Annotated in this window: 24 protein-coding genes; 23 read left to right on the top strand and 1 reads right to left on the bottom strand. The window is 39.8% G+C overall.

What is annotated here, in order from left to right; genetic code table 11:
- Positions 1–68 precede the first annotated feature (68 nt).
- From fliW (G630_RS0110885) to G630_RS0110770, 23 genes are all read left to right on the top strand, one after another.
- Positions 69–530 carry a flagellar assembly protein FliW gene (fliW, locus tag G630_RS0110885; protein WP_026498576.1) on the top strand — a complete coding sequence of 154 codons (462 nt, stop codon included), beginning with the start codon at positions 69–71 and terminating at the stop codon, positions 528–530.
- A gap of 59 nt (positions 531–589) precedes the next feature.
- Positions 590–811: a carbon storage regulator CsrA gene (gene csrA, locus G630_RS0110880; protein ID WP_022761402.1), complete on the top strand. Its 222-nt coding sequence runs from the start codon at positions 590–592 to the stop codon at positions 809–811.
- Positions 812–1,046: 235 nt separating this feature from the next.
- A complete protein-coding gene (locus tag G630_RS0110875) occupies positions 1,047–1,505 on the top strand; it encodes a flagellar protein FlaG (RefSeq protein ID WP_026498575.1) in 459 nt (152 codons plus the stop codon).
- A gap of 71 nt (positions 1,506–1,576) precedes the next feature.
- The gene (fliD, locus tag G630_RS0110870; protein WP_026498574.1) at positions 1,577–3,232 is read left to right on the top strand and encodes a flagellar filament capping protein FliD; all 1,656 of its coding nucleotides are present in this window, start codon (positions 1,577–1,579) and stop codon (positions 3,230–3,232) included.
- 86 nt (positions 3,233–3,318) lie between these two features.
- Positions 3,319–3,759, top strand: coding sequence for a flagellar export chaperone FliS (gene fliS / locus G630_RS21530; RefSeq protein ID WP_242829928.1), 441 nt, complete (start codon positions 3,319–3,321; stop codon positions 3,757–3,759).
- Positions 3,760–3,788: 29 nt separating this feature from the next.
- A complete protein-coding gene (locus tag G630_RS0110860) occupies positions 3,789–4,313 on the top strand; it encodes a hypothetical protein (protein WP_049946172.1) in 525 nt (174 codons plus the stop codon).
- 8 nt (positions 4,314–4,321) lie between these two features.
- Positions 4,322–5,323 carry a hypothetical protein gene (locus G630_RS0110855; RefSeq protein WP_026498572.1) on the top strand — a complete coding sequence of 334 codons (1,002 nt, stop codon included), beginning with the start codon at positions 4,322–4,324 and terminating at the stop codon, positions 5,321–5,323.
- A 154-nt stretch (positions 5,324–5,477) separates the two neighbouring features.
- Positions 5,478–5,930: a flagellar assembly protein FliW gene (gene fliW / locus G630_RS0110850; RefSeq protein ID WP_026498571.1), complete on the top strand. Its 453-nt coding sequence runs from the start codon at positions 5,478–5,480 to the stop codon at positions 5,928–5,930.
- A gap of 329 nt (positions 5,931–6,259) precedes the next feature.
- Positions 6,260–7,627, top strand: a complete 1,368-nt coding sequence (locus G630_RS0110845) for a flagellin N-terminal helical domain-containing protein (RefSeq protein ID WP_026498570.1) — start codon at positions 6,260–6,262, stop codon at positions 7,625–7,627.
- A gap of 195 nt (positions 7,628–7,822) precedes the next feature.
- Positions 7,823–9,625, top strand: coding sequence for a motility associated factor glycosyltransferase family protein (locus G630_RS0110840; protein ID WP_026498569.1), 1,803 nt, complete (start codon positions 7,823–7,825; stop codon positions 9,623–9,625).
- Positions 9,626–9,638: 13 nt separating this feature from the next.
- On the top strand, positions 9,639–9,944 hold the full coding sequence (locus G630_RS0110835) for a hypothetical protein (RefSeq protein WP_026498568.1): 306 nt from the start codon (positions 9,639–9,641) through the stop codon (positions 9,942–9,944).
- An 85-nt stretch (positions 9,945–10,029) separates the two neighbouring features.
- On the top strand, positions 10,030–11,781 hold the full coding sequence (locus G630_RS0110830; protein ID WP_196805780.1) for a motility associated factor glycosyltransferase family protein: 1,752 nt from the start codon (positions 10,030–10,032) through the stop codon (positions 11,779–11,781).
- A 92-nt stretch (positions 11,782–11,873) separates the two neighbouring features.
- Entirely contained in the window at positions 11,874–12,935 is a 1,062-nt protein-coding gene (locus tag G630_RS0110825; RefSeq protein WP_026498566.1) for a radical SAM protein, read from the top strand.
- A 34-nt stretch (positions 12,936–12,969) separates the two neighbouring features.
- Positions 12,970–14,049: a radical SAM protein gene (locus tag G630_RS0110820; protein WP_026498565.1), complete on the top strand. Its 1,080-nt coding sequence runs from the start codon at positions 12,970–12,972 to the stop codon at positions 14,047–14,049.
- A gap of 11 nt (positions 14,050–14,060) precedes the next feature.
- A complete protein-coding gene (locus G630_RS0110815) occupies positions 14,061–14,939 on the top strand; it encodes an SDR family oxidoreductase (RefSeq protein WP_026498564.1) in 879 nt (292 codons plus the stop codon).
- Positions 14,940–14,942: 3 nt separating this feature from the next.
- Positions 14,943–15,767, top strand: coding sequence for a transketolase (locus tag G630_RS0110810; protein WP_044959126.1), 825 nt, complete (start codon positions 14,943–14,945; stop codon positions 15,765–15,767).
- 11 nt (positions 15,768–15,778) lie between these two features.
- Positions 15,779–16,693 carry a transketolase family protein gene (locus tag G630_RS0110805; protein ID WP_026498562.1) on the top strand — a complete coding sequence of 305 codons (915 nt, stop codon included), beginning with the start codon at positions 15,779–15,781 and terminating at the stop codon, positions 16,691–16,693.
- A gap of 39 nt (positions 16,694–16,732) precedes the next feature.
- Positions 16,733–17,287, top strand: a complete 555-nt coding sequence (locus G630_RS0110800) for a D-glycero-alpha-D-manno-heptose-1,7-bisphosphate 7-phosphatase (RefSeq protein ID WP_330363798.1) — start codon at positions 16,733–16,735, stop codon at positions 17,285–17,287.
- 30 nt (positions 17,288–17,317) lie between these two features.
- Positions 17,318–18,313 (top strand): SDR family oxidoreductase, encoded by a 996-nt coding sequence (locus tag G630_RS0110795; protein ID WP_026498560.1) that lies wholly within the window; start codon positions 17,318–17,320, stop codon positions 18,311–18,313.
- Positions 18,314–18,394: 81 nt separating this feature from the next.
- Positions 18,395–19,951, top strand: a complete 1,557-nt coding sequence (locus G630_RS0110790; protein WP_026498559.1) for a PfkB family carbohydrate kinase — start codon at positions 18,395–18,397, stop codon at positions 19,949–19,951.
- Between the two features lie 24 nt (positions 19,952–19,975).
- Positions 19,976–20,554, top strand: a complete 579-nt coding sequence (locus G630_RS0110785) for a D-sedoheptulose-7-phosphate isomerase (protein WP_026498558.1) — start codon at positions 19,976–19,978, stop codon at positions 20,552–20,554.
- 2 nt (positions 20,555–20,556) lie between these two features.
- Complete coding sequence (locus G630_RS0110780) at positions 20,557–22,632, top strand: glycosyltransferase family protein (RefSeq protein ID WP_026498557.1); 2,076 nt, start codon at positions 20,557–20,559, stop codon at positions 22,630–22,632.
- Positions 22,633–22,968: 336 nt separating this feature from the next.
- Positions 22,969–24,369 carry a flagellin N-terminal helical domain-containing protein gene (locus G630_RS0110770; protein WP_026498555.1) on the top strand — a complete coding sequence of 467 codons (1,401 nt, stop codon included), beginning with the start codon at positions 22,969–22,971 and terminating at the stop codon, positions 24,367–24,369.
- A gap of 164 nt (positions 24,370–24,533) precedes the next feature.
- On the opposite strand, the gene G630_RS25050 is transcribed toward G630_RS0110770, so the two are convergent.
- Complete coding sequence (locus G630_RS25050) at positions 24,534–24,698, bottom strand: hypothetical protein (protein ID WP_170832732.1); 165 nt, start codon at positions 24,696–24,698, stop codon at positions 24,534–24,536.
- Between the last annotated feature and the right edge of the window lie 74 nt (positions 24,699–24,772).

The following is a 24,772-nucleotide window of genomic DNA, read 5'->3' as shown; positions in this document are numbered from 1 at the left end:
TTGCTAAATACCGTTAACTTGTCTACAATGAATAGTAGTGATGTTTTTTCATATGGAGGGGTACCAGAATGAAATTAACAACCAGAATTTTCGGAGAGATTGAGATTGAAGACAGCAAGATCATAGAGTTTCCGAAGGGTATTATCGGTTTTCCGGACATGACCGCATTTGCGCTCATGCATGATAAAGATAAGGATACCAACAACATCAGATGGCTGCAGTCACTTGATGACCCGGTATTCGCTATGCCGGTTATGGATCCGCTTTACGTTAAGCCGGACTTCAATCCTGTAGTTCCGGAGGAAAACATTAAGGACATACTTCCTCTTGAGGATGAGGACCTTCTGGTTCTGGTAACCGTGACTGTTCCTCAGGATATCACTAAGATGACAGTCAATCTGAAGGGGCCTATCATCATCAATTCGGGTAACTGCAAGGCATGTCAGATCATTATTGACGACGATGATTATCCTGTAAAATACCCTATTTATGACTATCTTCAGAAACAGAAGGAGTTGGCACAGCGTTAATTTTACTTAAGGTACTTCTGTGGGGAGCTTGGTATAAAAAAGGAGAGAGAGGAAGAGCTATGTTAGCATTATCCAGAAAAAAGAACGAGTCTATCATCGTTAACAATAATATTGAGATTACAATTTTAGACATCAGGGGAGATCAGGTGAAGGTGGGAATCGCCGCACCGAAGGAGGTTCCGATCTACAGAAAAGAAGTATATCTGCAGATCCAGGAAGAGAACAAGGCTGCTACAAATACAGATGGTATTTCCGCATTAGCAGACCTTTTGAAACAGTAATAATTAAATACGATGTTGTGGGAGTCCCGTGCAGGGTGATGCATGGGGCTCTTATTTATTTCCTGTATATAAACATTTTATTAAAAAACTATAAGAACCTAAATGTTCTGTGTTTACATCCGATATAATGGATAGAGGATAGTATAAGTATGTTTATGTATATTTTTAGGCATACTGATATGAAAAAAGCGGAAAGGGATAGCCGCTGTAAAAGAAACACAAGGAGGTGAGCGAGATGGCTATGGAAGCAATCGGAAACATTGGTGCAGTAGGCACAACACAGATTCCCGATGTCCAGAAGGCAGAGCGCGTTGTTAATTTTCCTGAGGGTGCAGGACAGGGACAGGAGAAACCGGATTTTTCACTGGATACTCCGTCTACTCAGACTCCCGCGCCTAAAGTAGAAGTTCAGGAAAGTACCAATCCCAACGTGCCTACCCGCCAGGAGAGGACACAGGAACAGATCGAGGCTGAGAACAAGCGCATAATGAACGCTATCAGCGAGATGAACAAGAAAATGTTCAATAACTCTGAGGCAGTGTTCGGAATCCACGAGGATACTAACCGTATCACAATCAAGATCGTGGACAAGACCACCAGAGAGACAATCAAGGAGTTGCCGCCGGAGAAGACTCTCGATATGATAGCAAAAGCTTGGGAACTGGCCGGACTTATGGTTGACGAAAAAGGATAATAAATCCCTTTTCGGAAGTCTATTAAAAACGTGCAAGGGGTATTTTGCGCTTTTTTAGAAAGGAGCACCATATGACCATGAGAATAACCGGACTGGCCTCCGGACTCGATACAGAGAGTATCATTACAGAGTTAACAAAGGTACAGTCCAATAAAGTAGATAAAATTAAAAGTGATCAGAAAAAGCACGACATGAAAATGGATAAGTGGAAGGAACTCAACAAAAAGGTTGTGAACTTCTACAATAAGACATTGAGCAATCTTAGATTTGATTCCTCTTTTGTAAAGAAGACTACCACGGTATCCGATGAAAGCGCAGTAACGGTTACTACTTCCGGAAATGCCATGAATAGTAATCAGAAACTGTCAGTGAACAAACTTGCCAGCAGTGCATATCTTACCGGTGGCAAAGTTACATCCAAATCGGGAGATTTAAAAGCTACCACTTCTATTACAAATCTGACCGGATATTCAAGTACTCCCGGAATACATAAACCGGCTGTACTTGATGAGGAAGGAAATGAAACTACTCCTGCTGTAACGGATAATGATTACAAAGGAATAGTCAGAGTAAGATTTGGAAAAGCACCTGCCGAAGGTGAAGAAGATACCAGAGAGTTTGTTGATATCAAGATTGATGCCGACAAATCAATAACGGAAGCTCTTGCTGAATTTAAAGAAGCAAAGTCGGCGAGCGGCTATGGACTTAATGCAAGCTTTGATGCTAAGCAGGGACGTGTATACATATCTTCTTCCGAATCAGGTGAAGATCAGAATTTTGATATCGATTTTGACCATAGTGATATGAGAATAGTTTCAGCAATGGGACTTGACTATGGCACCAATGAGGATGCTGTTCATAATGCCGGAGAAGATGCGGAAATCACTTTAAACGGTGCTGTATACAAATCAAACAGCAACACCTTCGACATAAACGGACTTAGCATTACTGCAAAGCAGGTTGCATCCGACATATCACTTCAGACCAGCGATGATACAAGCGGTATCTACGATATGGTAAAGGGATTCCTGAAGGAATACAACGAACTTATGGGAGAAATGTATACCCTGTACAACGCTGATGATGCCAAAGATTATGCTATTCTCACCAAAGAGCAGAAGGATGAGATGACGGATGATGAGATTGAGGATTGGAACAAGAAGATTGACGAAGGTCTTCTCTCCAGAGATCCTACAATTTTCAGAGTCATGAACGAAATGAAAAATGTCATGATGCAGTCCTTCGACTGGGGTGAACTCGACTATAACGAGGAGAAGGCAGAATGGGTTGAGGTAAAGACATCGTTCTGGTCATTCCATATTGCTACGCCTGGATATTTCGAAGGCGAAGAAGCTGATAGAATGAAGTGGCACATCTATGGCGACGAGGATGATGAGCTTACAAGCGGTAAGGAAGATAAGTTAAAGGCAAAGATAGAGAAAGATCCTGAGATAGTTTGTAAGTTCTTTAAGACTATTGCATCCGATATGTATTCAAAGCTCGGCGATCTTATGAAGTCAACCGACTTCTCCAGCGCTTATACATTATATGAAGATAAGCAGATGAAGAAGCAGGTAGACACCTATAAGACGCAGCTTAAGGATGCGCAGGACAAGCTTGGTAAGATGGAAGATAACTATTACAACAAGTTTGCCCAGATGGAAAAAGCCATGACCAAGCTCAACGAGCAGACCAATTCCCTCGCAGGAATGCTTGGAACAGGCTGATGAAACAAGTATAGGTCTTCCCCTCAGGGGAAGGTGTCAGCGAAACTGACGGATGAGGTTATCAACACGACACACGGAGGTATGTTATGCCGGTAGCAAGAAATCCTTATGCACGACAGAGCAATATGATGAACCAGTATCAGAATACCAAGATTCAGCAGGCTAAGCCTGAGGAACTTACTCTGATGCTTTACGATGGTGCAATAAAGTTCTGTAATATCGCAATTATGGGACTTGAGAAGGAAGATGATAAGAAGTTTACGACATACCTTCTCAAGGTAGAAAATATTATTGACTATCTCAATAACACCCTGGATATGAAATATCCTGTGGCAAAGGATTTTGAGAATGTCTATAACTATCTTATGAAGCGACTTGTTGAAGCGGATCTTCACAGAGAGCAGTCTCTTGAAATCATGAACGAGGTTAATAAGCACATTCATACCATGCGTGATACATGGATGGAGGCTATCAAGATTTCAAGAGGACAGGCTCCCGCGCCACAGACGGTTCAGGCAGGAGCATAAGATAACAAATTAAAAACAATGGGGAAGCTATGCGGCTACTGCATGGCGAATCTGAAGAAAGTGGGGAAACAAAGGTGACAGAATCATACCTGGATATGATGGAAGAGAGTCTCAGGGACAAGATAAAAGTCTTAGAAGAAATAGTAAAGGAAAACGAGACTCAGAAAGAAATACTTGAAAGTACGACAGCATTTGATGAAAAAGGCTTTGATGAAGCAATAAGTCGCAAAGGTGAACTGATAAGGCGGGTTGAGAATCTGAATGACGGATTTGAAAGCTTGTACGAGAGAGTAAAGAAGGAGCTTGAAGACAACAAAGATAAGCACCGTGAAAAAATAAAAATTTTCCAGAATCTTATCAGAGAAATTACTGATTTATCTAATTCCATAGAAGCCGGCGAAAAGCGCAACAGAGCGCTCGCACAGAACTACTTCAATATGTCGAGGGGTCAGATAAATCAGAATCGGAAATCTTCGCAGGCAGCCCTTGATTATTATCTTACAATGAACAAATCCAAGATTACACCGCCTCAGTTCTATGATACGAAGAACTAGGTGATAATGTGAACGAACTTCCAATTGTAAAGGAATACGAAAACAGAATAGTTGAGATACTGTCAAGTGACGATATCACGGAGTGCTTTGACGAGATGCTTCAGATAGGGGCGAGGATAATAAGCGGAGCGCTTTCCCAGGAAGGCAAGAGAGAGCTTGCCGACAGAATAAGGAGAAGCGTTTATTTCCTTCCCAATGAAGATACGGCAGAGATGCTAAGGCATATAGCATATCTTCACCTGATGGTCAGACTGACTGACAGCAAGGATTTCTATACTGAATTTCTTGCTTATATTGATGGAATAAGGATAGATGAAAGATACAGATTTTTCTTATTAATGCAGGCACGCTATCTTTCATACCAAAAACCGTATATAATTACATTAGAATCCGATAGACTGTTTCATAAGATTTACAAGAGAAGCAAAAAGTTTTATGAGTGCAGGCTCGGAAGTATTGGAAGCTTTTTAAAACTTAATGAGAGAAGACCGGATCAGACAATCATTCTGACTCAGCAGTATCTTGCTGATACTCACAGGGAGACACATATTACCAATCTCATCGCACAGGAGATCATGGTCAGCATGTGTCAGAATACATTCATAATAAATACGAATGATCTACTTCCGGTTTCAAATGTGGTTCCTTTGTTTGGAATAGAGGGACATAATCAGATGCAGTATCTGGCAAACGCCAATAACGTATATGTCAGAGGACTGTCGGTACCGTTCTTCCAATGTGATGACAGAATGCCATCCGAGGATGAGATGAATATTATTCTGAGTACAATACTGGATGTGAGACCGGAATATATCATAAGCTGCGGAGACCATTCGATCACGGCATCTCTTGCTGCTAAGTTTATACCGGTAATACCGGGCTATCAGATAGCTCCGGTGGATGATCCGCAGATTGTCAGGGAGAATCTTCTTAATTATAGAAGAATGATCGAAGAAAAGAGATTTTGGCAGATAAGATTCAGGGTAAGTGAGAATAAGGCAAGTATATGATTTGCTGATAATAATATAGTTCATCAATTCAATAAATACTTCCCATAGTGGAAGATGAGTGTTGAAAGAACATATAATCCATTGCCTTCCCACCTCTTGGGGGGAAGGTGCCTGCGGAGCAGGTGGATGAGGGGTATTAGAAGGGAGACGAAAAATGAAACTTAATACCAGAATCTTTGGCGAAGTAGACATTGAGGATCAGAAAATCATAAGCATGCCATTCGGCCTTGTAGGATTTCCTGATCTTCAGAAATTTGCACTTATCCATGACAAGGACAGACCGGTTGGATCTGTGTGGTACTTACAGTCAATGGATGATCCGGACATTGCTCTTCCGGTCATTGATCCATTGTGCGTAAAACCCAATTACAATCCGCAGATCAATGAAGATGAGGTAGAAGTATTGGAACCTCTTACCAATAAGAATCTTCTTATGCTGGTAACGATTTCGGTTCCTGAAGATATCACTAATATGACAGCCAACCTCAACGCTCCGATCCTGATCAATGTTGATACAGGAAAGGGAGCCCAGATAGAGTTGGAGAATGGCAAGGAAGAATATGTAACCAAGTATCCTATTTATGACTATCTGAAGGGAAAGAAGTAATAAAGAATAAAACCATTATTTTGATGGTAGAAAGAGCTGAATATACCATTAAAATAATGGTTTTTTGACAGTTTATAATTATTTTAGAATTTTTTTGAAAAAAGGGGTTAACTTTATGATAGTTAGTCCGATATAATGGATGTAGGAACACAAAGTGCGTTTGTTTTGTGGCACGGAACACAAAGAAATCAGCGCTTGTGTATATAGTAGGATAGCAGGGAGAGAGCAGCCTAGGAACTCCGCTCACCGGATATCCGAATCGAAACAATTTCATTTTTTTAACTACCGCAAAAGGATTTGCGGCGTACACAAACACGGAGGTATATATTATGGTAGTACAACACAACGTAACAGCGATGAACGCAAACAGAATGCTCGGAGTAACAACTGGTTCACAGTCAAAGTCAGCCGAGAAACTCTCTTCAGGTTATCAGATTAACCGTGCAGCAGATGATGCAGCAGGTCTTTCAATTTCCGAGAAGATGAGAAAGCAGATCAGAGGTCTGGATCGTGCTTCAACAAACGCAGAAGATGGCGTAAGTTCTGTACAGACAGCAGAAGGTGCACTCACAGAAGTACACGATATGCTGCAGAGAATGAATGAACTTGCAGTTCAGGCAGCTAACGGAACAAACAGTACATCTGACCGTGAGTCCATCCAGAACGAGATTGATCAGCTGACAACCGAGATCGATCGTGTTGCAGAGACAACCAAGTTCAACGAGACATATCTTCTTAAGGGCGGCACTGGTTTCAGAGATAAGTACATGGCAGCTCATGATGCTGGTCTTAAAGGAACACTTGCTGATATCGGATCAACTGCTACATTTACCGTTAAGATTGAAGACGATAGTGATGTTACCATAGCTGGTAAGAACTACCATGTAGGTGGTTCAGCTATTAATGCCATTCAGGGCTCTATTACTGGCACAAAAGATATCACAATCAATGGAACAACCTATAAGGGCAATAATACAAGCTCAGAAGATGGTTCAACAAAAGTATACAAATATGGTGATGACGAGTTCACAGTTGACCAGATTAAGGCAATGGTAGTTGATGGTGCAAAGGTTGCTATTAGTACAGGTGATGCAGTTACAGCAGTTGACAGTACTCTTGATAAGAATATTTCTGCTGCATCAGCACAGTCTAAGATGAAGGATGCCCTGATTCAGGCAAACAAGATTGGTGTAGATACCGATAAGGTTGGTGTTGTTGCTGTTGCAGCTGCTTCCGCAAGTGGCACAACTACATTTACAATTACTAAGGGATCAGCACAGGTTAAGAAAGACCTTGGATTACAGCTTCATGTTGGCGCAGATGCTGATATGACTAACAAGATTGCAATCAATGTTGAGTCTATGTCTTCTAAGAACCTTGGAATCCAGAACATCAGCGTTGTTGATGGAACAGGTGTTGCTGCAACATATGCTATTGATGCCATCGAAGATGCCATCAAGACAGTATCTGCTCAGAGATCTGCACTCGGTGCTGTTCAGAACAGATTAGAGCACACAATTAAGAACGTTGACAACGTAGTTGAGAATACCACAGCAGCTGAGTCCCGTATCCGTGATACAGACATGGCTGAAGAGATGGTTACCTACAGCAAGAATAATATTCTTGCTCAGGCAGGTCAGTCAATGCTTGCTCAGGCTAACCAGTCCAACCAGGGTGTTCTTTCACTCCTCGGCTAATAACGTTTGCGAAATACTTAGACGTACATTAAGTACAGCCATAGAGAGGGCTCTCCCGGAAGGGAGGGCCCTTTTCGCAGCTTCAATGGAAGTAGCGATTTTAAAACCGGATATGGTATAATTATCAATAAAAAGTATTTATTTATTCTGTTTGAAATCAAATTGCGTTTATTGGTGTCAATAACGGAGGGGGTTATGAGACTTAATAAGGATGAGGCTCTTCGGAAGAAGAATTTTGATGCATTTGAGAAAAAATATGATTATCGACCGGCAATTGACCCTGACGAAGATGAAAAGTACTGGATGGAGGAGTCGAGAACCGGAAAACCCGTATTGTTTATAAAAAATGGTGATGGCACTAATGATATAAGGATGAACAGCATCTACGACCCTGAATATGAGGCTGAGAGATGGGCCAAAAAGGTGGATTTTGGCAGTAAACGAAGCATTGTTATGGTTTTGGGGTTTTCTGTCGGATACCCAGTTAGAGCTCTTAAAAAGGAATTAAGACCGGACACTTCTTTTTATATCTATGAACCGCAGGAAGGACTGTTTTCTTTTGTCATGGCATTTATTGACATAACGGATCTGCTTTCAGATCAATATTGCGAATTTTACATATCGAAAAAGCAGACGGCTCAAATGGAAACAGCTATTATGACTGAGCAGAGTAATTATGGCGCTGAGTTGCAGGGGGTGACCTCTCCCTATTATAGGATAGATGACATATTTGATAATACGCTCAGATCATTGTTTATGTTTGAGGCGATGCACAAGAATTACCAGAGAAACAGAGCGAGGATAAGTTTTGAGTGTAGACTTTATGCCTGGAAGCATATGAATGAAGCTTTGGATATAATTAAATTTGCGGAAGCTATTCCTGAGGGCATTCCTGCAGTAATAGTATCTGCAGGGCCATCGCTCAAGAAAAATGTAAAAGTTCTTGATAGGATTAAAAATCATGCTCTGATAGTTGCAACGGACAGAGCAGTCAGTGTATTGGACCATAATAATATTATTCCTGATATTGTTGTATCGCTTGATTCTCAAAAAGATTCCTCGATGCTTGATGGAGAAGTGGTAAAAAAAGTTCCGCTTATAGGATCTTTTCAAACTAATATTGAAACACAGAAGAAATTCAGAGGGAGAACTGTTTATTATGATGTTACAAAGGTAGAAAGAGCCTTTTTGGGTGAAACAGTCGATTCTTTAGGGGCGTTTGAAAGCGGAGGAAATGTTGCCAGCTCGGCATTTTCTATTTGCAGGCTATTGGGAATAAAGACAATTGTTCTCATAGGTCAGGATCTGGCATTTCTGGATGGAAAGCACCATGCCGATGAATCTGAGGCGGGAAAGCCAACCTGTAATACACTTGAAATAGAGGGTATATATGGTGGGACAGTTACTTCCTGTACTGAGTGGCTTGCATTTAGGGATTTCTTTGAGCGCCAGATAAAAATGTATGAGGATATGAGGGTTATTGACGCGACAGAGGGAGGAGCATTGATTCACGGATCAGAGATTATGACTCTTAACGAAGTGGCTGATATGTTTGAAGATAAAACATATAATCTTACGGAAGCGTTTGCAAAAATTCCAAAAACCCAGACTCTCGAGGGGCATGAAAGAACTCTGGAACTTATGAATAAATGTTTGGGAGATTTTGATTTTATCGCAAAGAGAGGAGAGGAAGTAGCAGATTTTTGCAATAAGCTACTAAGGATTGCCAAATATCAGAATATTGCTGATTCAAAGGTTCAAAAGAAATTAAAACTGCTTGATGATATGAGGATGAGTATATATGAACTTGGGGCATATTCATTATTGGATCAGTTTTGGATACAGGATGTAGAATCAATTCCGGATTATACATTCATGCTAAGGAACAACGAAGAAGCTATTCCGATACTTGAAAATGCAATTAAGTTTTATACACACCTTAGAGAGGATGCCGAATCGATGAAGGAAGCTATGATTAGAGCACTTCAGACGGATTAAGGAAGGGGGATATATGGGCCAGTTACAGGATATGGGAAGACAGGTAATAGCCAATAATGAGAAGGCGGCAGATATAATTTATCAGAGAAAGCCCGGAGGTCCTGAGATGATAGCTCCGGTTATGAAATTGCTGGTAACATTCACTGAGCTCCTTGTTACAAGTGGAAAGGCCGGTGTAGATAATGCTGAGCAGATGAAGGTATGGCAGACAGATTTTGCGAGGCTTGTAGAGGCAAATAATCAGAAGGATTATATTTTGGTTGCCGATATTCTTCACCACGATCTTAACCGAGAGATAGAGGAATGGATTAGTAAATAAAAAGGAGTAACACCTGATAATGCCTGAAGTATCTTTGAACGTTCATAAAAATGAACAGTTAAGAGAAAAAAATCTAAGATTGTTTATGGAAAGATACGGCGAAGAGCTGACCATAGATCCTGACGAGGATAAGAAGTACAGACTAGAAGTGGCAAAGGACGGAGAGGCGGTTCTTGTTATTAGAAATGCTCTTCCAACCGGTGATTTAAGACTAAATAGTATATATGATCCTGCGTATGAGGCTAAGAGGTGGGCTGATAAACAGGATATACGTAATCGAAGGACGACAATAGCTCTATTGGGCTTTTCAACCGGTGTTTTTTTAAAAGCACTTATGGAGAAACTGCGTCCTGACACAGTTTTTTTTGTCTATGAGCCGGGTGAGTCCTTGTTCTCATTTTTGTGTGCATTTACGGATCTAACGGACATTATAAGTGATAGCAGGGTAAAGCTTTATGTTACTGATAGTCAGAGGAGACATTATGAAGAGGATATGCTTCATGATATGTCTACTTTTAGACCGGAGGCTAAAGGAATCATTACCCCGTTTTATCAGACTAATGATGAATTTACCGGTGCCTGTAATGCTATTGCAAAGGTAATGGAATCTAACAGAAACTATATGCGAGGGAGAAGCCGCATAGCACTTAAGGCAAGAATGTACGCGTGGAATCATATCCGGCATGCTTCATTTTTTCCGGATTTGAAAAAGCTAATTCCCCAAGGGATTCCGGCTGTTATCGTATCTGCTGGACCATCTTTAAGAAAAAATGTAGAAACTCTTAGGAAAATAAAAGGACGAGCTCTTATCATATGCACAGACAGAGCAGCAAGTGTATTGGATGAGGTTGGGATTGTTCCCGATCTTGTAGCATCGCTTGATGCAGAGAAAAGTGCAGACTATTTAAATTATAAAATTCTGGAAAATGTTCCGATGATAGCTTCATATCAGGTCAATATTGATGCTCAAAAGCTTTTTGAGGACAGATGTATTTTTTTTCATGCGCTTACTTATGAAAATCGTTTGTTTGGAGAGGCTGTAGGAAAAATGGAACAGGGAATTGATCTTGGAGGCAATGTTGCAGGCGGCTCTTTCATTGCCTGCGAGATGCTTGGCATTAATACAATAATACTGATCGGACAGGACCTCGCATTCTTGGATGGGAAACATCATGCAGATGGAAAAAATGAGGGGATGCCTGACATTGATGCGAAAGAAATAGAAGGAATAGATGGGAAACCTGTACTTTCCAATGATATGTGGATAGCATTCAAAGAATTCTATGAGAGACAGATGAATATCCACCCGGAACTTACGGTTATTGATGCTACAGAAGGCGGAGCTCTCATTCGCGGAAGTAAGGTTATGACGCTTGAGGAAGTCGCGGAGACAGTATGCACAGAAACTTATGATATTGATGACATATTGGCGAAGCTGCCAAAAGCGGTTGACGAGGAGGGATACAAAAAAGCAAGAGAAGTCATGAATGGATGGCTTGATGAAATTGATGAACTTATACATAATTCTGAGGAATTGGAGGTGCTTTGCAGGCAACTTTTGAGGGTTGCAAAATATCAGAACATAAATGATCCTAAGCTTGAACGCAAGTTCAAAAAACTGGATGATTTACGGAAACCGCTGTATGATTCGGTAATAAATTATATGCTTGAAGAATACTGGATAGAGGATATGTATTCAATTCCGGATTATACGTTCATGGTAAGGAATAACGAGGAGGCTATTCCGCAATTTGAAACAGCAATGAAATTCTTCGGACATTTGCCTGAAGATTTGAAGAGTTTGAAAGAAGAACTAAAAAAGGCAATGGAAGTATAAAAGAGTTTATGTAAATAGAAAAAGTGACGATATATTATTTGGCATATTTTTAATCATTATTATGTTGAGACTAAGTTCGTGAGGGGAGAATTATGTCTGACAAGATAAGAATGGATTCACATAAACTAATATATCACCCTGACAGGGTGGCAGCATGGCAGCGAGGCGAGCTCATCTATCCCATTGAAATGGAAATTGGGATTAGCGGAGCTTGCAATCATCGCTGCATTTTTTGTGCCGTGGATTATATGGAATATCAGCCCAGAATGCTAGATAAAGATGTCCTGATAAGAAATCTTGAGATTCTTGGAAAGAAAGGACTTAAGAGTATTATCTATGCGGGTGAGGGTGAACCTATGGCTCATCCCAAAGCACCGGAAATAATAAATTCTACAAAGGAAAATGGAATAGATGCTGCGATGTCAACTAACGGAGCACTCTTTACAGGAGAAAAAGCAGAGGACTGTCTTAAGTCGCTAACATGGGTAAGATACAGCATAGCCGGAGCAACTGATAAAACTTATGAGTATATTCATCAGTGTAAAAAGGGTGATCTTCAAAAGGTCTTAAAGAACATGGAGGATACAGTAAAAGTAAAGAGAGACCAAAAGCTGCAGACTACTCTTGGAGCACAGCTTTTACTTCTTCCGGAAAATAAAGATGAAGTGGTTACGCTTGGAAAAATGATGAAAGAGATTGGTTTTGACTACTTCACTGTTAAACCATTTTCGCAGCATCCCTCAAGCAAGGCAAAGCTTCAGGTTGATTATTCTGAAGCAGAAGATATAGGAATAGAACTAAGTACTCTTCAGACAGCTGATTTCAAGATATATTTCAGGTCTCAATCAATAGAAAATCTTGGAATGGAAAAGCCTTATCATGATTGCTGCGGACTTCATTTTATGGCTTATATGGACTCCGCCGGAGAAGTTTTTCCCTGCATAGTTTATATGGGACAGGATGAATACATATACGGAAATATCAATAATGAAGACTTTGACAAAATATGGGAGTCTGAACGAGCCAGGAATATCAGAAAAATATTCTGTGGTGATTTCATAAAGAAGAATTGTCGTAAGAATTGCAGACTTGATGAGATGAATAAATATTTGGATGAAATAAGATACCCAGGTGATCATGTGAATTTTATTTAGAAAATATACGATTTTATGAGGAAGGAGATACAAAATGGATAAGTACAAGATGGATGGACATAAGATGTTATGGCATTTGGACAGAGTCCTTGCATGGCAGAATGGTGAGCGAATTGCACCACTATCAATTGATTGCGGCTTAAGTAAAGGCTGTAATATACAGTGTGAGTATTGCTTCGGACAGATGCAGGGCAATGGCTATAAAGAAAAGGCGAAAATAGTATTCCCAAGAGAGGCATTATTGGAATACATGCGCAGTGCCGGAAAAATGGGTGTTCGTTCCATAGCTCTTATCGGAGAAGGAGAGCCTACTCTTAATCCTGCAGTATATGATGCAATTATTGAAGGAAAAAAAGCCGGAGTGGATATGTCACTTGGAACAAATGGTGTTTTATATGACAAGGGAGATAAAGGAATTGAGGCTTTAAAGAACCTCACATGGATACGCTTTAATATTAGTGCAGCAAGTAAAGAGGCATATCAAAAAATACATAATAGTCCAATGTTTGATACCGTTATTGATAAGATTTCTTTTTGCGTCGAAACAAAAAATGCATTAAAACTAAATACTACGATAGGCTTGCAGATGGTTCTTACTCCTAATAATGCAGATCAGGTCGTTCCGTTGGCCAAGCTTGGTAAGGAACTGGGTGTTGATTACTTAGTTGTAAAGCAGTGTTCAGATTCAAAAGATAATACACTTGGTATCTATGAAAATTTGGGAGAATATAAAGATTTTACAGAGATGCTAAAGGATGCAGAAGCGGTATCGACAGATAATTATAATGTAATAATCAAATGGGCACATATAACGAATGAAGGACACAGAAATTATAAGCATTGTATCGGTGCACCATTCTTCTTGTATTCAAGCGGAGATGGCAGAATATATCCTTGCGGAATGTTCTTTGATTATAAGGAAGAAGAGTATAGGCTTGGAGATCTAACCAAACAGACTTTTGAAGAGATTATAAAGAGCGACAGATACTGGGAAGTTATGGATAAGGTTGCGCATATAGATACTGATACCTGCTACACAAATTGCAGAACGCACATGATAAATGAGTTTGCATGGCAGATCAAGAATCCTCCGGAGCATATTAATTTCGTATAAGGAGCAAATAGGTGAGAGTTCTTATTACAGGTATCAATGGTTTGGTTGGAAAGGATATTGCTGAACTGTTCGCTGCGAATGACTATGATGTAGTCGGCGTAGGGAGAAGTGCAAATTGTGTAGTTGATGTGAATTATTATTCGCTTGATCTGACTGAACAGGATAGAGTTGAATCCCTTATCAAAGAAGTTAATCCGGAAATCACTATTCATTGCGCTGCATATACCAGACTTGATGATTGCGAGACAAACAAAGACTATGCTTATAGTATGAACGTTGATGTTACTGATTTTTTGGCGGGACATAGCAAGAGGTTTGTATATGTTTCAAGCGACGCTGTATTTAGCGGTAATGATGGTGGTGGTTATTCTGAGGAATCCATTGCTGAGCCAATAAATTATTATGGATTGACTAAATTGGAAGGTGAGAAGAAAGCAAAAAATAATGCCAACTCTTTGATTGTCAGATCCAGTTTATATGGTTATAGACCAGATAATGAATCTGCAATAGCTGAATGGGGATTAAGAAGTATTCTTAACGGAACCGAAATAACCGGTTTTTCGGATGTTATTTTTAATCCAATGTATTCTAAACAGTTTGCAGATGCAATAAAGGTATTGATTGAAAAGGGCTGCTTAGGGACATACCATCTGGGATGCGATGAATGTATTTCTAAATATGAATTTTTTTGCAGAATAGCGGAAATAGCCGGCAAAAATTCAGAATTAGTAAAATGCGGAAATATGTCCGGAAAGGTATTTAAAGCGCAGCGAACAAAAAATACCAGCTTGGATGTCAGCAAGTTTACATCAGAAATCAAGAAGAAATACAGCTTAAATGAAGGCTTGAGTGCTTTTGTGAAAGATGTCAGAGAGAAGAAAGGCTTTTGAGAAATGATCAAGAATAGCAATGAAATGGCTTTACTTGTAAGAAAGAATATTTATAGAATTGCTCATTATGCCGGCGGAGGACATTTGGCGTCAGCTCTGTCTATTGCTGATATAGTGGCTGTTCTTTATTTTGGCGGGGTGATGAAATATGATCCCCAAAAACCTGATTGGGTGGATAGAGATTTCTTTATTCTAAGTAAAGGACACGCCAGCTACGCATTGTATTCTGTACTTCAAAGCGCGGGTTTCTTTGATGAAAAGGAATTATGGAATGTGGGAAGGCCGGGGTCATTGATAGGTGAACATCCTAAGAAAGGTGATATTCCGGGAGTCGAAGCTTCTACAGGTGCTTTGGGGCATGGCCTTTCTTTTGGAATAGGGATTGCATATGCCAACAGGGTGGATAAATTGCCCGGTCATGTATATGTGGCTCTTGGTGATGGAGAATGCCAGGAAGGATCAATATGGGAAGGTGCATTATCTGCGCCAACACTTAAGCTGGATAATCTTACTGTTATAGTTGATCACAATAAACTGCAAGCAATGGATAGACTTGAGAATATTGTAAATATGAAGCCTTTTGCAGACAAGTGGCGTGCATTTGGATGGCATGTTATTGAGATAGATGGCCACGACCACACAGCGATAAAGGATGCTCTGTTATATAGAGCAGAGGGAAAACCTGTGGCTGTAATAGCTAATACAGTTAAGGGCAAAGGCGTATCATTCATGGAAAACAAACCGATATGGCATTATAGGATGCCTAACGAAGAAGAACTAAAAATTCTTATGGATGAATTATGTATAAGTGCAGAAGAACTGCAGTGATGGGGGTATAGATGAGAACAGCATATCTTAATGCTTTATATGACATTGCAAAAAAAGATAGCAGAGTATATGCAATCATATCTGATAATGGAGCCATTGTATATGACAAATACAGGAATGATTTACCGGATCAATACCTGAATGTGGGTATTTCAGAAGCAAATATGCTGGGAATGGCAGCGGGCATGGCAAATAGAGGAAAGATTCCTTTTGCCTATACTATAGGCGCTTTTTTGGCTTATAGGGCATATGAATTTATTCGTAACGATATATGTCTGCAAAAACAAAATGTCAAAATTGTCGGGACGGGAGCAGGTGAAGTATATAGTGCTTTGGGACCTACTCATCATACAACTGAAGATTTGGGCGGATTGAGGAGTCTTCCGAATCTTACAATTCTTTCTCCGGCAAGTCCTATGGAAGTACAGAAATCTGTCAGGGCTGCATATGAATATGAAGGGCCGGTATATTTGAGGATAGGTACAAACAAAGAACCTGAAATTTACAGTGAAGACTATGAATTTGTTATTGGGAAGGGAATTGAGTTAAGAAAAGGAAAAGAGATCGCAATTATCGGAACGGGGAGCATTCTGAAAGATATTATCGATGTTGTTGATAGTATCAATCAAACCGGAGATGTAGTAAGGGTTATAAATATTAATACTATTAAACCGTTGGATACAGAAATAATTGAAAAGGCAATAGATGAATGCGGAAAAATAATTACGGTAGAAGATCATAATATTATTGGTGGCATAGGCAGCGCTGTAGCAGAAGTTGTTGCAGAGTATGGTAAAGGTATCAGGTTTAAACGCATCGGATTATCTGATTTTTCGCATGGTTATGGTAAATATATGGAAGTAAAAGATGCGAATGGTATTGGTAAAGAGGTCCTGAAACAGGCCATTGCTGAAATGCTTGAGTGAGTTGTTTTATGGATATGCTGATTTGGAAGATGTATGGGTGTGAAGAAAAAGGCAATTTTCCTGGATAGAGATGGAGTCATAACCGTAGAAAGAGGATATGCGATATCATCGATTGATGAACTCGAGCTATATCCATTCACAGCAAAGTGCGTAGAAGATATTAAAGAACAAGGTTATCTGGCTATAGTCATAACCAATCAAAGCGCAGTCGCTAAGGGACTCTATACTGAAGATGATCTAAAACATATGAACCAGTTGGTGATGGAGCAAACCGGAATAGATGCATTGTATTATTGTCCGCATCATCCACAGGGAATCGTCCCTAAGTATACTATGGTATGTAATTGTCGTAAACCTAAGACAGGGATGATAGATCAGGCATGCAAGGATTACGACATCGATTTGGATAATTCATATATGGTTGGCGATAGAGCTTGCGATATCATACTTGGACAGAATGTAGGTATAAAGACTGTGCTACTAAACTCCGGGTATGGAGAGAGCGGTCTAGAAGAAGATTGTAGTCCTGATATGATAATGGACGATCTAAGAGAGTTTACAGATTATTTAATACGATATAGAAGCAAAGATTGATAGTTGTCATTGGTATGAGGGGGATTATTCATGAAGACTATTGTAACAGGTGGCTGTGGGTTTATAGGTTCACATATGGTGGACAGACTTCTTGCTGAAGGCCATGAGGTGGTTGTAATTGATAATTGCAGCACAGGAAGACTTGAAAATATAGAACATCAAAAAGGAAATCCTTCGCTTAAGGTAGTTATTGAAGATATTTGCAATACAGATAAGATTATGCCTTTGTTTGATGGTATCGATTGGGTATTCCATTTTGCGGCACTTGCGGATATCGTTCCATCAATTCAGCATCCCGATGAATATTTTCATTCAAATGTAGACGGAACTTTCTCTGTTCTGCAGGCAGCAAAGGCAGCAGGTGTAAAGCGGTTTATGTATACTGCTTCATCTTCATGCTACGGCATTCCTGACAAATTCCCGACAGATGAAAATGCAGATATAAGACCTGAGTATCCTTATGCTCTGACAAAGAGACTCGGTGAAGAACTGGCACTCCATTACGCCAAGGTGTATGGGCTACCGGTTGTTTCGCTATGCCTTTTTAATGTATATGGACCGCGTTCAAGAACATCGGGGACTTATGGAGCAGTGTTTGGAGTTTTTCTTGGGCAGAAACTTGCAGGGAAACCGTTTACTGTTGTGGGAACAGGTGAGCAGACGAGGGATTTCACTTATGTTACCGATATTGTTGATGCATTCTATACAGCAGCAAAATCGAATGTTGTAGGTGAACGTTTTAATGTTGGTAGCGAGCATACCTATTCTGTAAACAGGCTTGTTGAGCTTCTTGGAGGAACGGAAGAAAATGTTGTTCACATTCCTAAGCGCCCGGGTGAGCCGGATTGTACCTATGCTGATACATCCAAAATTGCAAAAATGCTAGGCTGGCATCCACAGGTAACACTTGAGCAGGGGGTTCAAAATATCCTTGATAATATTGATTATTGGAGACAGGCCCCGGTATGGACACCTGAAACTATTAAGGATGCCACTGCTGACTGGTTCAAATATTTGGGTAAGTAAATTTATAAAGGAAAGATGATTCGACTTAATGCCTTCTCCCTTTGGGAGAAGGTATCAGCGAAGCTGACGGATGAGGGGAATATGCGTAAGCCAGAAAACAAGATTGTATCAAGAGAAGACTTTCCGAAGATCAGAGAGAAACTAAAAAAAGAGGGCAAAAAAATAGTACTGTGCCACGGTGTGTTTGACCTTGTTCATCAGGGGCATTTGGAGCACTTTGCAGATGCAAAGAAGCAGGGAGATATCCTTGTTGTATCTGTTACTGCCGCAAAATACGTTAACAAAGGTCCCGGAAGACCATATTTTAATGATGCGGAGCGGCTGAATTTTATTGCGAACCTTGAGATAGTGGACTATGTCCTTTTGAGCGAGGCGGTAACTGTTCATGACATTGTAAGGGCAGTACAGCCTGACATCTATGCAAAGGGCAAGGAATATGCTGTTGCTAAAAATGACCTCACCGGAAACATAGGTAGTGAAGAGGCGATAGTAAGAGAATATGGTGGAGAGGTCTATTATACAGAAGGAAAAGTATTTAGTTCCACAAAACTTCTTAACAACTTCTTTTCTGCTCTTCCTGAAAATGTCGTTGACTATGCAAATAAGTTAAAAAAGAAATATGGGGATGATGTTCTCTCGCAAATAAGAGACAATATCGAGGCCTTTAAAAAGAAGAAAGTTCTTGTAGTTGGTGATGTTATTTTCGATGAGTATTCCTTTGTGAATATCCAGGGCGTAACCATGAAGGATGGAAGCCTCTCTACTTTCTTTGAGGAGAAGGAAAGATATGCCGGAGGCTCACTTGCTATTGCACGGCATCTGTCTGAGTTTGTGGGGAAAGTTACTCTATGCTCAATGATTGGGACTGAACCCGGATATATGGATTTTATAAAAGAGTCTATGGATGGGGTTCATCTGGATATTATAGAAGATGAAGAGTTTGTAACTCCGGTTAAGCATAGATATGTTAAATCAAACAAACAGCGCCAGGAGTATGACAAGCTTTTCTCGGTAAACACGCTGATGAGGCGGCATGATATCAGGCATCATGACTATAGTATTTTTTATGACAAATTAAAAAAAATGATTCCCAAATATGATGTTGTTATAATCGGTGATTTCGGACATGGTCTTATTGATCAGAGGGCAAGAGATATTATTCAGGAAAAATCGAAATTCCTTGCGCTGAATGTTCAGACCAACTCAGCAAATATGGGAATGAACCTAATTACCAAATATGATAGAGCCGATGCCTTTGTTGTTGATGAGAGAGAACTGAAAATGGCATTTGGGCAGCATCTTGCAGGTAAGGATAAACTTCTTGAAAAGCTTATCAAACAGATGAGTACAAATGTCGGATGGGTAACGGTCGGAGCTATGGGCGCGATAGGCATGCGGCCCTCTGCAAAGCAGAAAGCGTTATGTCCTGCGCTTACTCTGGAAGTGACAGATACAGTAGGTGCGGGTGATGCATTTTTTGCACTTGCATCTATGTGTGCTGAAGCTGATATTCCAGTGGATATGGCGACACTGGTTGCCAATGTGGCAGCAGCGCTTAAAACAAATGTAATAGGTAATAAGGACTATGTTCATAAGGTAGATCTTTTGAAGTTTTTAAGCACAATACTTAATGTTTAAATTTTTTGATACCGGAGAATGAATATGGAGACAAAGAACCATAATGAATACTTAAAAGATGTGATAAGACTGCTGGAAAGTGTAGTGATTACACAAAAGGGGAAAGAGCTTTCATACAGTGATGGAATTGAGAGGATGATAAATATTCTGTGTGCAACAAGGCAGGCGCACAGACAACTGTTTTTTGCAGGAAACGGAGGGAGCGCAGCTATAGCTGAACATATGACAGCTGACTATTTAAAAAACGCACATATGAGAACTGTTAGCTTATACGATAGCCCTGTACTTACCTGCCTTGGCAATGATTATGGTTATGAATATGTTTTCTCCAAGCAGCTTGATATGATGGCGGAAAGAGGAGATCTTCTGATTGCAATAAGCAGTTCCGGGAATTCACAAAACATTGTAAATGCCATAGATATAGTAAGGCAACTTAGGGGAACTGTAATCACATTTACGGGATTTGAATCTTCAAACAGAGTCAGAAAAATGGGAGATATCAATGTTTATGTTCCATGTTGTAGTTTTGGAAAGGTTGAATCCATTCATCAGCTTATTTTGCAGCAGGTTGCTGATGAGATTATGAGCGCGGAGGAAGAATAACTGTGAGTGATAATCGAGAAAAAGAACTATTTGAACAGTCAATACACTCTATCCAAACATTTGCAGAGAAAGGGTATATAAATGAAGCATTTAAAATGCTTGAAGCTCTTGAAAAAGCTTATCCCGGTAAGCGGCAGGAATTACTGTGGAACAAGGTTTGGCTTCAAGAAAAATGTGGAGATGCTAAGAACATCATTCTTAGTCTTTTTGAACTTTATGATTTTTATAATGATGAGAATGCTTATGAACTAATAGAAGAAAGTTTTTTTATTCCACAAAGGGAACAACTGGAGTCGAAGTACAAGACCAATAAAAAGATTGTTGAAAATTATAATATGTTTTTTGGGAATGTTCCGGAATCCCCTGCTTTTTTTGTTTTATATCATGATGATGAGATGGTAGTTATTCTTGATAAGAATAAGAAAAAGCTATACGGATGGACAAAAGATAAAATAAATATCGATGCTATCGAAAAAAGTGCTCTTTTTTTGGAGGGGGCATTATTTTGTAAGCAGATAGAGGAAATAGCAGATAGAGTGAAGCCTGAATTATCTGCAAATGGTTTTGAGCTTGCTATATATTTGGTTTTTTCTGAGTGGGAATTTGAAGCTTTTTTACAAATTGCAAATACTGAAAAGCTAATAAAATATGGAAGATATGTCTTTTTGGTCGAAAAGGAAGGAATATATCAGTGCTTTAAAGATTCTGAGTTTGAATTGCCGGGGCATGGATATAGCTTGAATGGACGAAAGTTAACACTTCATACCTGCTTTCACGATATTTTAGATGCGCAAAATCAAAGAAAAAGAGAATTAAGTGAGGAGGTGAAAAGGTATTATAAGGAGAATGTCAATGAAGTAAATGAAAGAGTAAAGGTGGGAAAACCCAGAATACTTTTTTCTACATCGAGGTTCTCAACGGTACTTCAATATCATGCTCGAAATGCTATGGAGGCAGCTAGAAAACTGGGGTGTGAATGTGAGCTATCCATTGAAACCGAAAATATAAAAAGAGTAACTCCGCTTAAGCAGATGGAACTGTTCATGGAATTCAAACCGGATGCTATTTTTGTTTTAGATCATTTTAGATTTGAAGAGAGGGGATTTTTCCCGGATGAAATATATTGGATTACTTGGATTCAGGATCCAATGAATCATATTATTGATTCGGAAACATACAAAAAGCTTGGGAAGAAAGATATGGTTATAAACCACTTTATTTCATGGGACTGGTTGAAGGAACTATATCATGGGAAGTTAATTGATGCACCAATTCCGTCCAATCAGGATATTTATAAGCCTTATGAGCTTACAAATGAGGAATTGGATTTATATAGTACAGACATATGTCTGGTGTGCCATTCCAGTGATGTGGAAAAATGGATTGATGATTTTTTGAACGGAACTGAAATGGACGAAGAAATAAAAATAATTTTGAGGGAGATATTAAATCTGTATTTTGAGGACGCGAAAAGGGGTGAATTTTTATATAACAAAGCGGATTTTGCTACATACATAAAGGATGGATTTGCATGTAAAAATATGGCTTTAAATGACTTAGGGATAGAATATTTGGCTGAACAGATGTATATGTGGTTTAATCAACGTGTTTTCCGGCAAGTGTTGGTCGATTGGCTTTTGGATGCCGGATTTGAAAATATTAAGCTTTGGGGCAATGGGTGGAAGAATAGTCCCAAATATGAAAAATACGCTATGGGACCGGCAGAAAATGGAGTAACTTTATCAAAAATCTATCAGGCTTCAAAAATAGTTGTAGGAAATAATATTATGACAACTGCGGCTGCCAGAGCATGGGAAAGTATGTTTAGCGGTGCTTTCTATCTATCAAATTATATACCGAAAGGAGATGATCTTGTTGATATAAATTTGATCATGCCGGAAGGTACTGTTGAATTTTTCGAAGATAAGGAAGAACTTATAGAGAAAATACGTTATTACCTTGAACATGAAGATGAGAGAAAAAAGATGGCGGAAATAGGCAGGGGGGAAGCCCTAAAACGTATGACCTTTGATGCTCTAATGGAAAAAGTGATAGGTTTACTACCTGAGTATGTATGATATGGCTGAATTGTTGCCATAATTATCTAAAAAATCAAAAAAATTGCAAATTATATACAATGGGCGAAAGGTCGGTAAACACTGGGCTTTCGCCCATTTTGTTAGCGAAAAATAATGCAAAATGTAATAAAAAATCAAAAAAATTAAAAAAAGGGGTTAAGGAAATGGAAAAGCGAACGATATATAAAGTGTAAAAGAAAATAAAACATCGTCAAGGATGATCGATGTGGGAGCGCACTCAACTTAATAAGTAACTATTATTTTGAAAAAGTATCAAGCAGCAGGCTCAGACTCTACGGATTAGAGGGAGAGACTGCACCCACATGGAGGTATACTATGGTTATCCAGCATAATATTACGGCGATGAATTCTAACAGAATGCTTGGCATTACAACAGGTAGTCAGGCAAAATCTTCAGAAAAACTTTCCTCAGGTTATAAAATCAATAGAGCAGCAGATGATGCAGCAGGATTATCCATCAGTGAGAAGATGAGAAAGCAGATGAGAGGTCTTGACAGAGCATCAACAAACGCAGATGACGGCGTAAGTTCAGTACAGACAGCTGAAGGTGCACTTACAGAAGTACACGATATGCTCCAGAGAATGAATGAACTGGCAGTACAGGCAGCAAACGGAACAAACTCCAAGACTGACAGAGATTCCATTCAGGCAGAGATAGATCAGCTTACTATAGAAATAGACAGAGTAGCAGAGACAACCAAGTTCAACGAGACTTATCTGCTCAGAGGCGGCACCGGATATCATGACAAATACATGAAGGCACATGATGCAGGTCTTGACGGAACCCTTACAGATATGGGACATAATGCAATGTTCACAGCATATGTTAACTCTGATACAGAAGTGAAGATCGCAGGAAAAGATTACCACCTTTATGATAAAGCGAGAGATTCCATAGGTCTTCTTCAGACAAGTATAGGTAATGCTGGTTCCTCTATTGTAACTATAAATGGTACATCATATTTCAAGGGAACAAGTTCTCTTGATGGACAGACAAAGGTCTTCATCTATGGTGACGAAGAATATACAGTTGCTGAGATGCAGGCGATGGTTAAGGATGGAACAAGGGTTTCTGTTAATGGTCATACAACCAGAACGGCTACAGATGTAAACCTTGATAAGAATATTACAGTATCAGCAGCCCTTGACAAGATGATGATTGCACTAAGGCAGGCCAATGTTATCGGTGTAGATAGTGCTAAGATTGCAAATGTACAGGTTAATACCCCTGTAGGTACTCAGACACAAAGTGCAGGAATGATGTACACTTTCTCAATTACCAAAGGTACAGCCAGAGTAGCAAGAGATCTAGGATTACAGCTTCATGTAGGTGCTGACGCAGATATGTCCAACAAGATCATGGTCGATATCGAAGTTATGAATGCAGCAAACCTCGGAATCCAGAATCTGACAGTTACAGATAACAGTGGACTTCAGGCTACATACGCAATCGACGCAATCGAAGATGCAATCCGCCAGGTATCTGAGCAGAGATCAGCACTCGGTGCAGTACAGAACAGATTAGAGCACACAATCAAGAACCTGGACAACGTAGTAGAGAATACAACAGCAGCAGAATCCAGACTTCGCGATACAGATATGGCAGAGGAAATGGTTACTTACAGCAAGAACAATATCCTCGCACAGGCAGGACAGTCAATGCTGGCACAGGCAAACCAGAGTACACAGGGTGTTATGTCACTCCTTCAGGGTTAAGGGTGAGGGCAGCCTAATAAAATACATAATCAATCATAAGAGGCGCTCTCCGCACGGAGGGCGCCTTTTTCATTTAATAGGAAATTTCGCCTTGCGGCAAAACCTTGAATTAAAAGGCCCGGACAAGACCGGGCCACGCAAAGCGGAGGTATGTTGGTTTTAAATTACCAATCTACCTCGTCAAAGAATTCATCATCTTCATGCATAAAGTAATCCATGTCGAGAAGGTCTTCATCATCCATCTCGCGGATTTCGTTCGCCGACATGCCTTCCGGCGGATTTTGGATGTATTTCTCTCTAAGCTTTGCTATTAGTTCTTTACTAGCCATGGCTGTTCCTCCTGTAGCATGATTTTATCATGCACAGGAATACGAGGGAACACTGCCGATTTTTGGAGATGGAG

Source organism: Butyrivibrio sp. WCD2001 (genome assembly GCF_000424485.1).
Classification (GTDB): domain Bacteria; phylum Bacillota; class Clostridia; order Lachnospirales; family Lachnospiraceae; genus Butyrivibrio.
Note: the sequence above shows the minus strand (reverse complement) of the source record. Positions and strands in the feature narration are given on the sequence as shown.

Coding starts and splice junctions, on each gene's coding strand:
- G630_RS0110860 (WP_049946172.1), top strand. CDS start 3,789: ATGCGGCTACTGCATGGCGAATCTGAAGAAAGTGGGGAAACAAAGGTG.
- G630_RS0110795 (WP_026498560.1), top strand. CDS start 17,318: ATGAAGACTATTGTAACAGGTGGCTGTGGGTTTATAGGTTCACATATG.
- G630_RS0110845 (WP_026498570.1), top strand. CDS start 6,260: ATGGTAGTACAACACAACGTAACAGCGATGAACGCAAACAGAATGCTC.
- G630_RS0110835 (WP_026498568.1), top strand. CDS start 9,639: ATGGGCCAGTTACAGGATATGGGAAGACAGGTAATAGCCAATAATGAG.
- G630_RS0110875 (WP_026498575.1), top strand. CDS start 1,047: ATGGCTATGGAAGCAATCGGAAACATTGGTGCAGTAGGCACAACACAG.
- G630_RS0110770 (WP_026498555.1), top strand. CDS start 22,969: ATGGTTATCCAGCATAATATTACGGCGATGAATTCTAACAGAATGCTT.
- G630_RS0110825 (WP_026498566.1), top strand. CDS start 11,874: ATGTCTGACAAGATAAGAATGGATTCACATAAACTAATATATCACCCT.
- G630_RS0110805 (WP_026498562.1), top strand. CDS start 15,779: ATGAGAACAGCATATCTTAATGCTTTATATGACATTGCAAAAAAAGAT.
- csrA (WP_022761402.1), top strand. CDS start 590: ATGTTAGCATTATCCAGAAAAAAGAACGAGTCTATCATCGTTAACAAT.
- G630_RS0110830 (WP_196805780.1), top strand. CDS start 10,030: ATGGAAAGATACGGCGAAGAGCTGACCATAGATCCTGACGAGGATAAG.
- fliD (WP_026498574.1), top strand. CDS start 1,577: ATGACCATGAGAATAACCGGACTGGCCTCCGGACTCGATACAGAGAGT.
- G630_RS0110820 (WP_026498565.1), top strand. CDS start 12,970: ATGGATAAGTACAAGATGGATGGACATAAGATGTTATGGCATTTGGAC.
- G630_RS0110810 (WP_044959126.1), top strand. CDS start 14,943: ATGATCAAGAATAGCAATGAAATGGCTTTACTTGTAAGAAAGAATATT.
- G630_RS25050 (WP_170832732.1), bottom strand. CDS start 24,698: ATGGCTAGTAAAGAACTAATAGCAAAGCTTAGAGAGAAATACATCCAA.
- G630_RS0110840 (WP_026498569.1), top strand. CDS start 7,823: ATGAGACTTAATAAGGATGAGGCTCTTCGGAAGAAGAATTTTGATGCA.
- fliW (WP_026498571.1), top strand. CDS start 5,478: ATGAAACTTAATACCAGAATCTTTGGCGAAGTAGACATTGAGGATCAG.
- G630_RS0110790 (WP_026498559.1), top strand. CDS start 18,395: ATGCGTAAGCCAGAAAACAAGATTGTATCAAGAGAAGACTTTCCGAAG.
- fliS (WP_242829928.1), top strand. CDS start 3,319: ATGCCGGTAGCAAGAAATCCTTATGCACGACAGAGCAATATGATGAAC.
- fliW (WP_026498576.1), top strand. CDS start 69: ATGAAATTAACAACCAGAATTTTCGGAGAGATTGAGATTGAAGACAGC.
- G630_RS0110785 (WP_026498558.1), top strand. CDS start 19,976: ATGGAGACAAAGAACCATAATGAATACTTAAAAGATGTGATAAGACTG.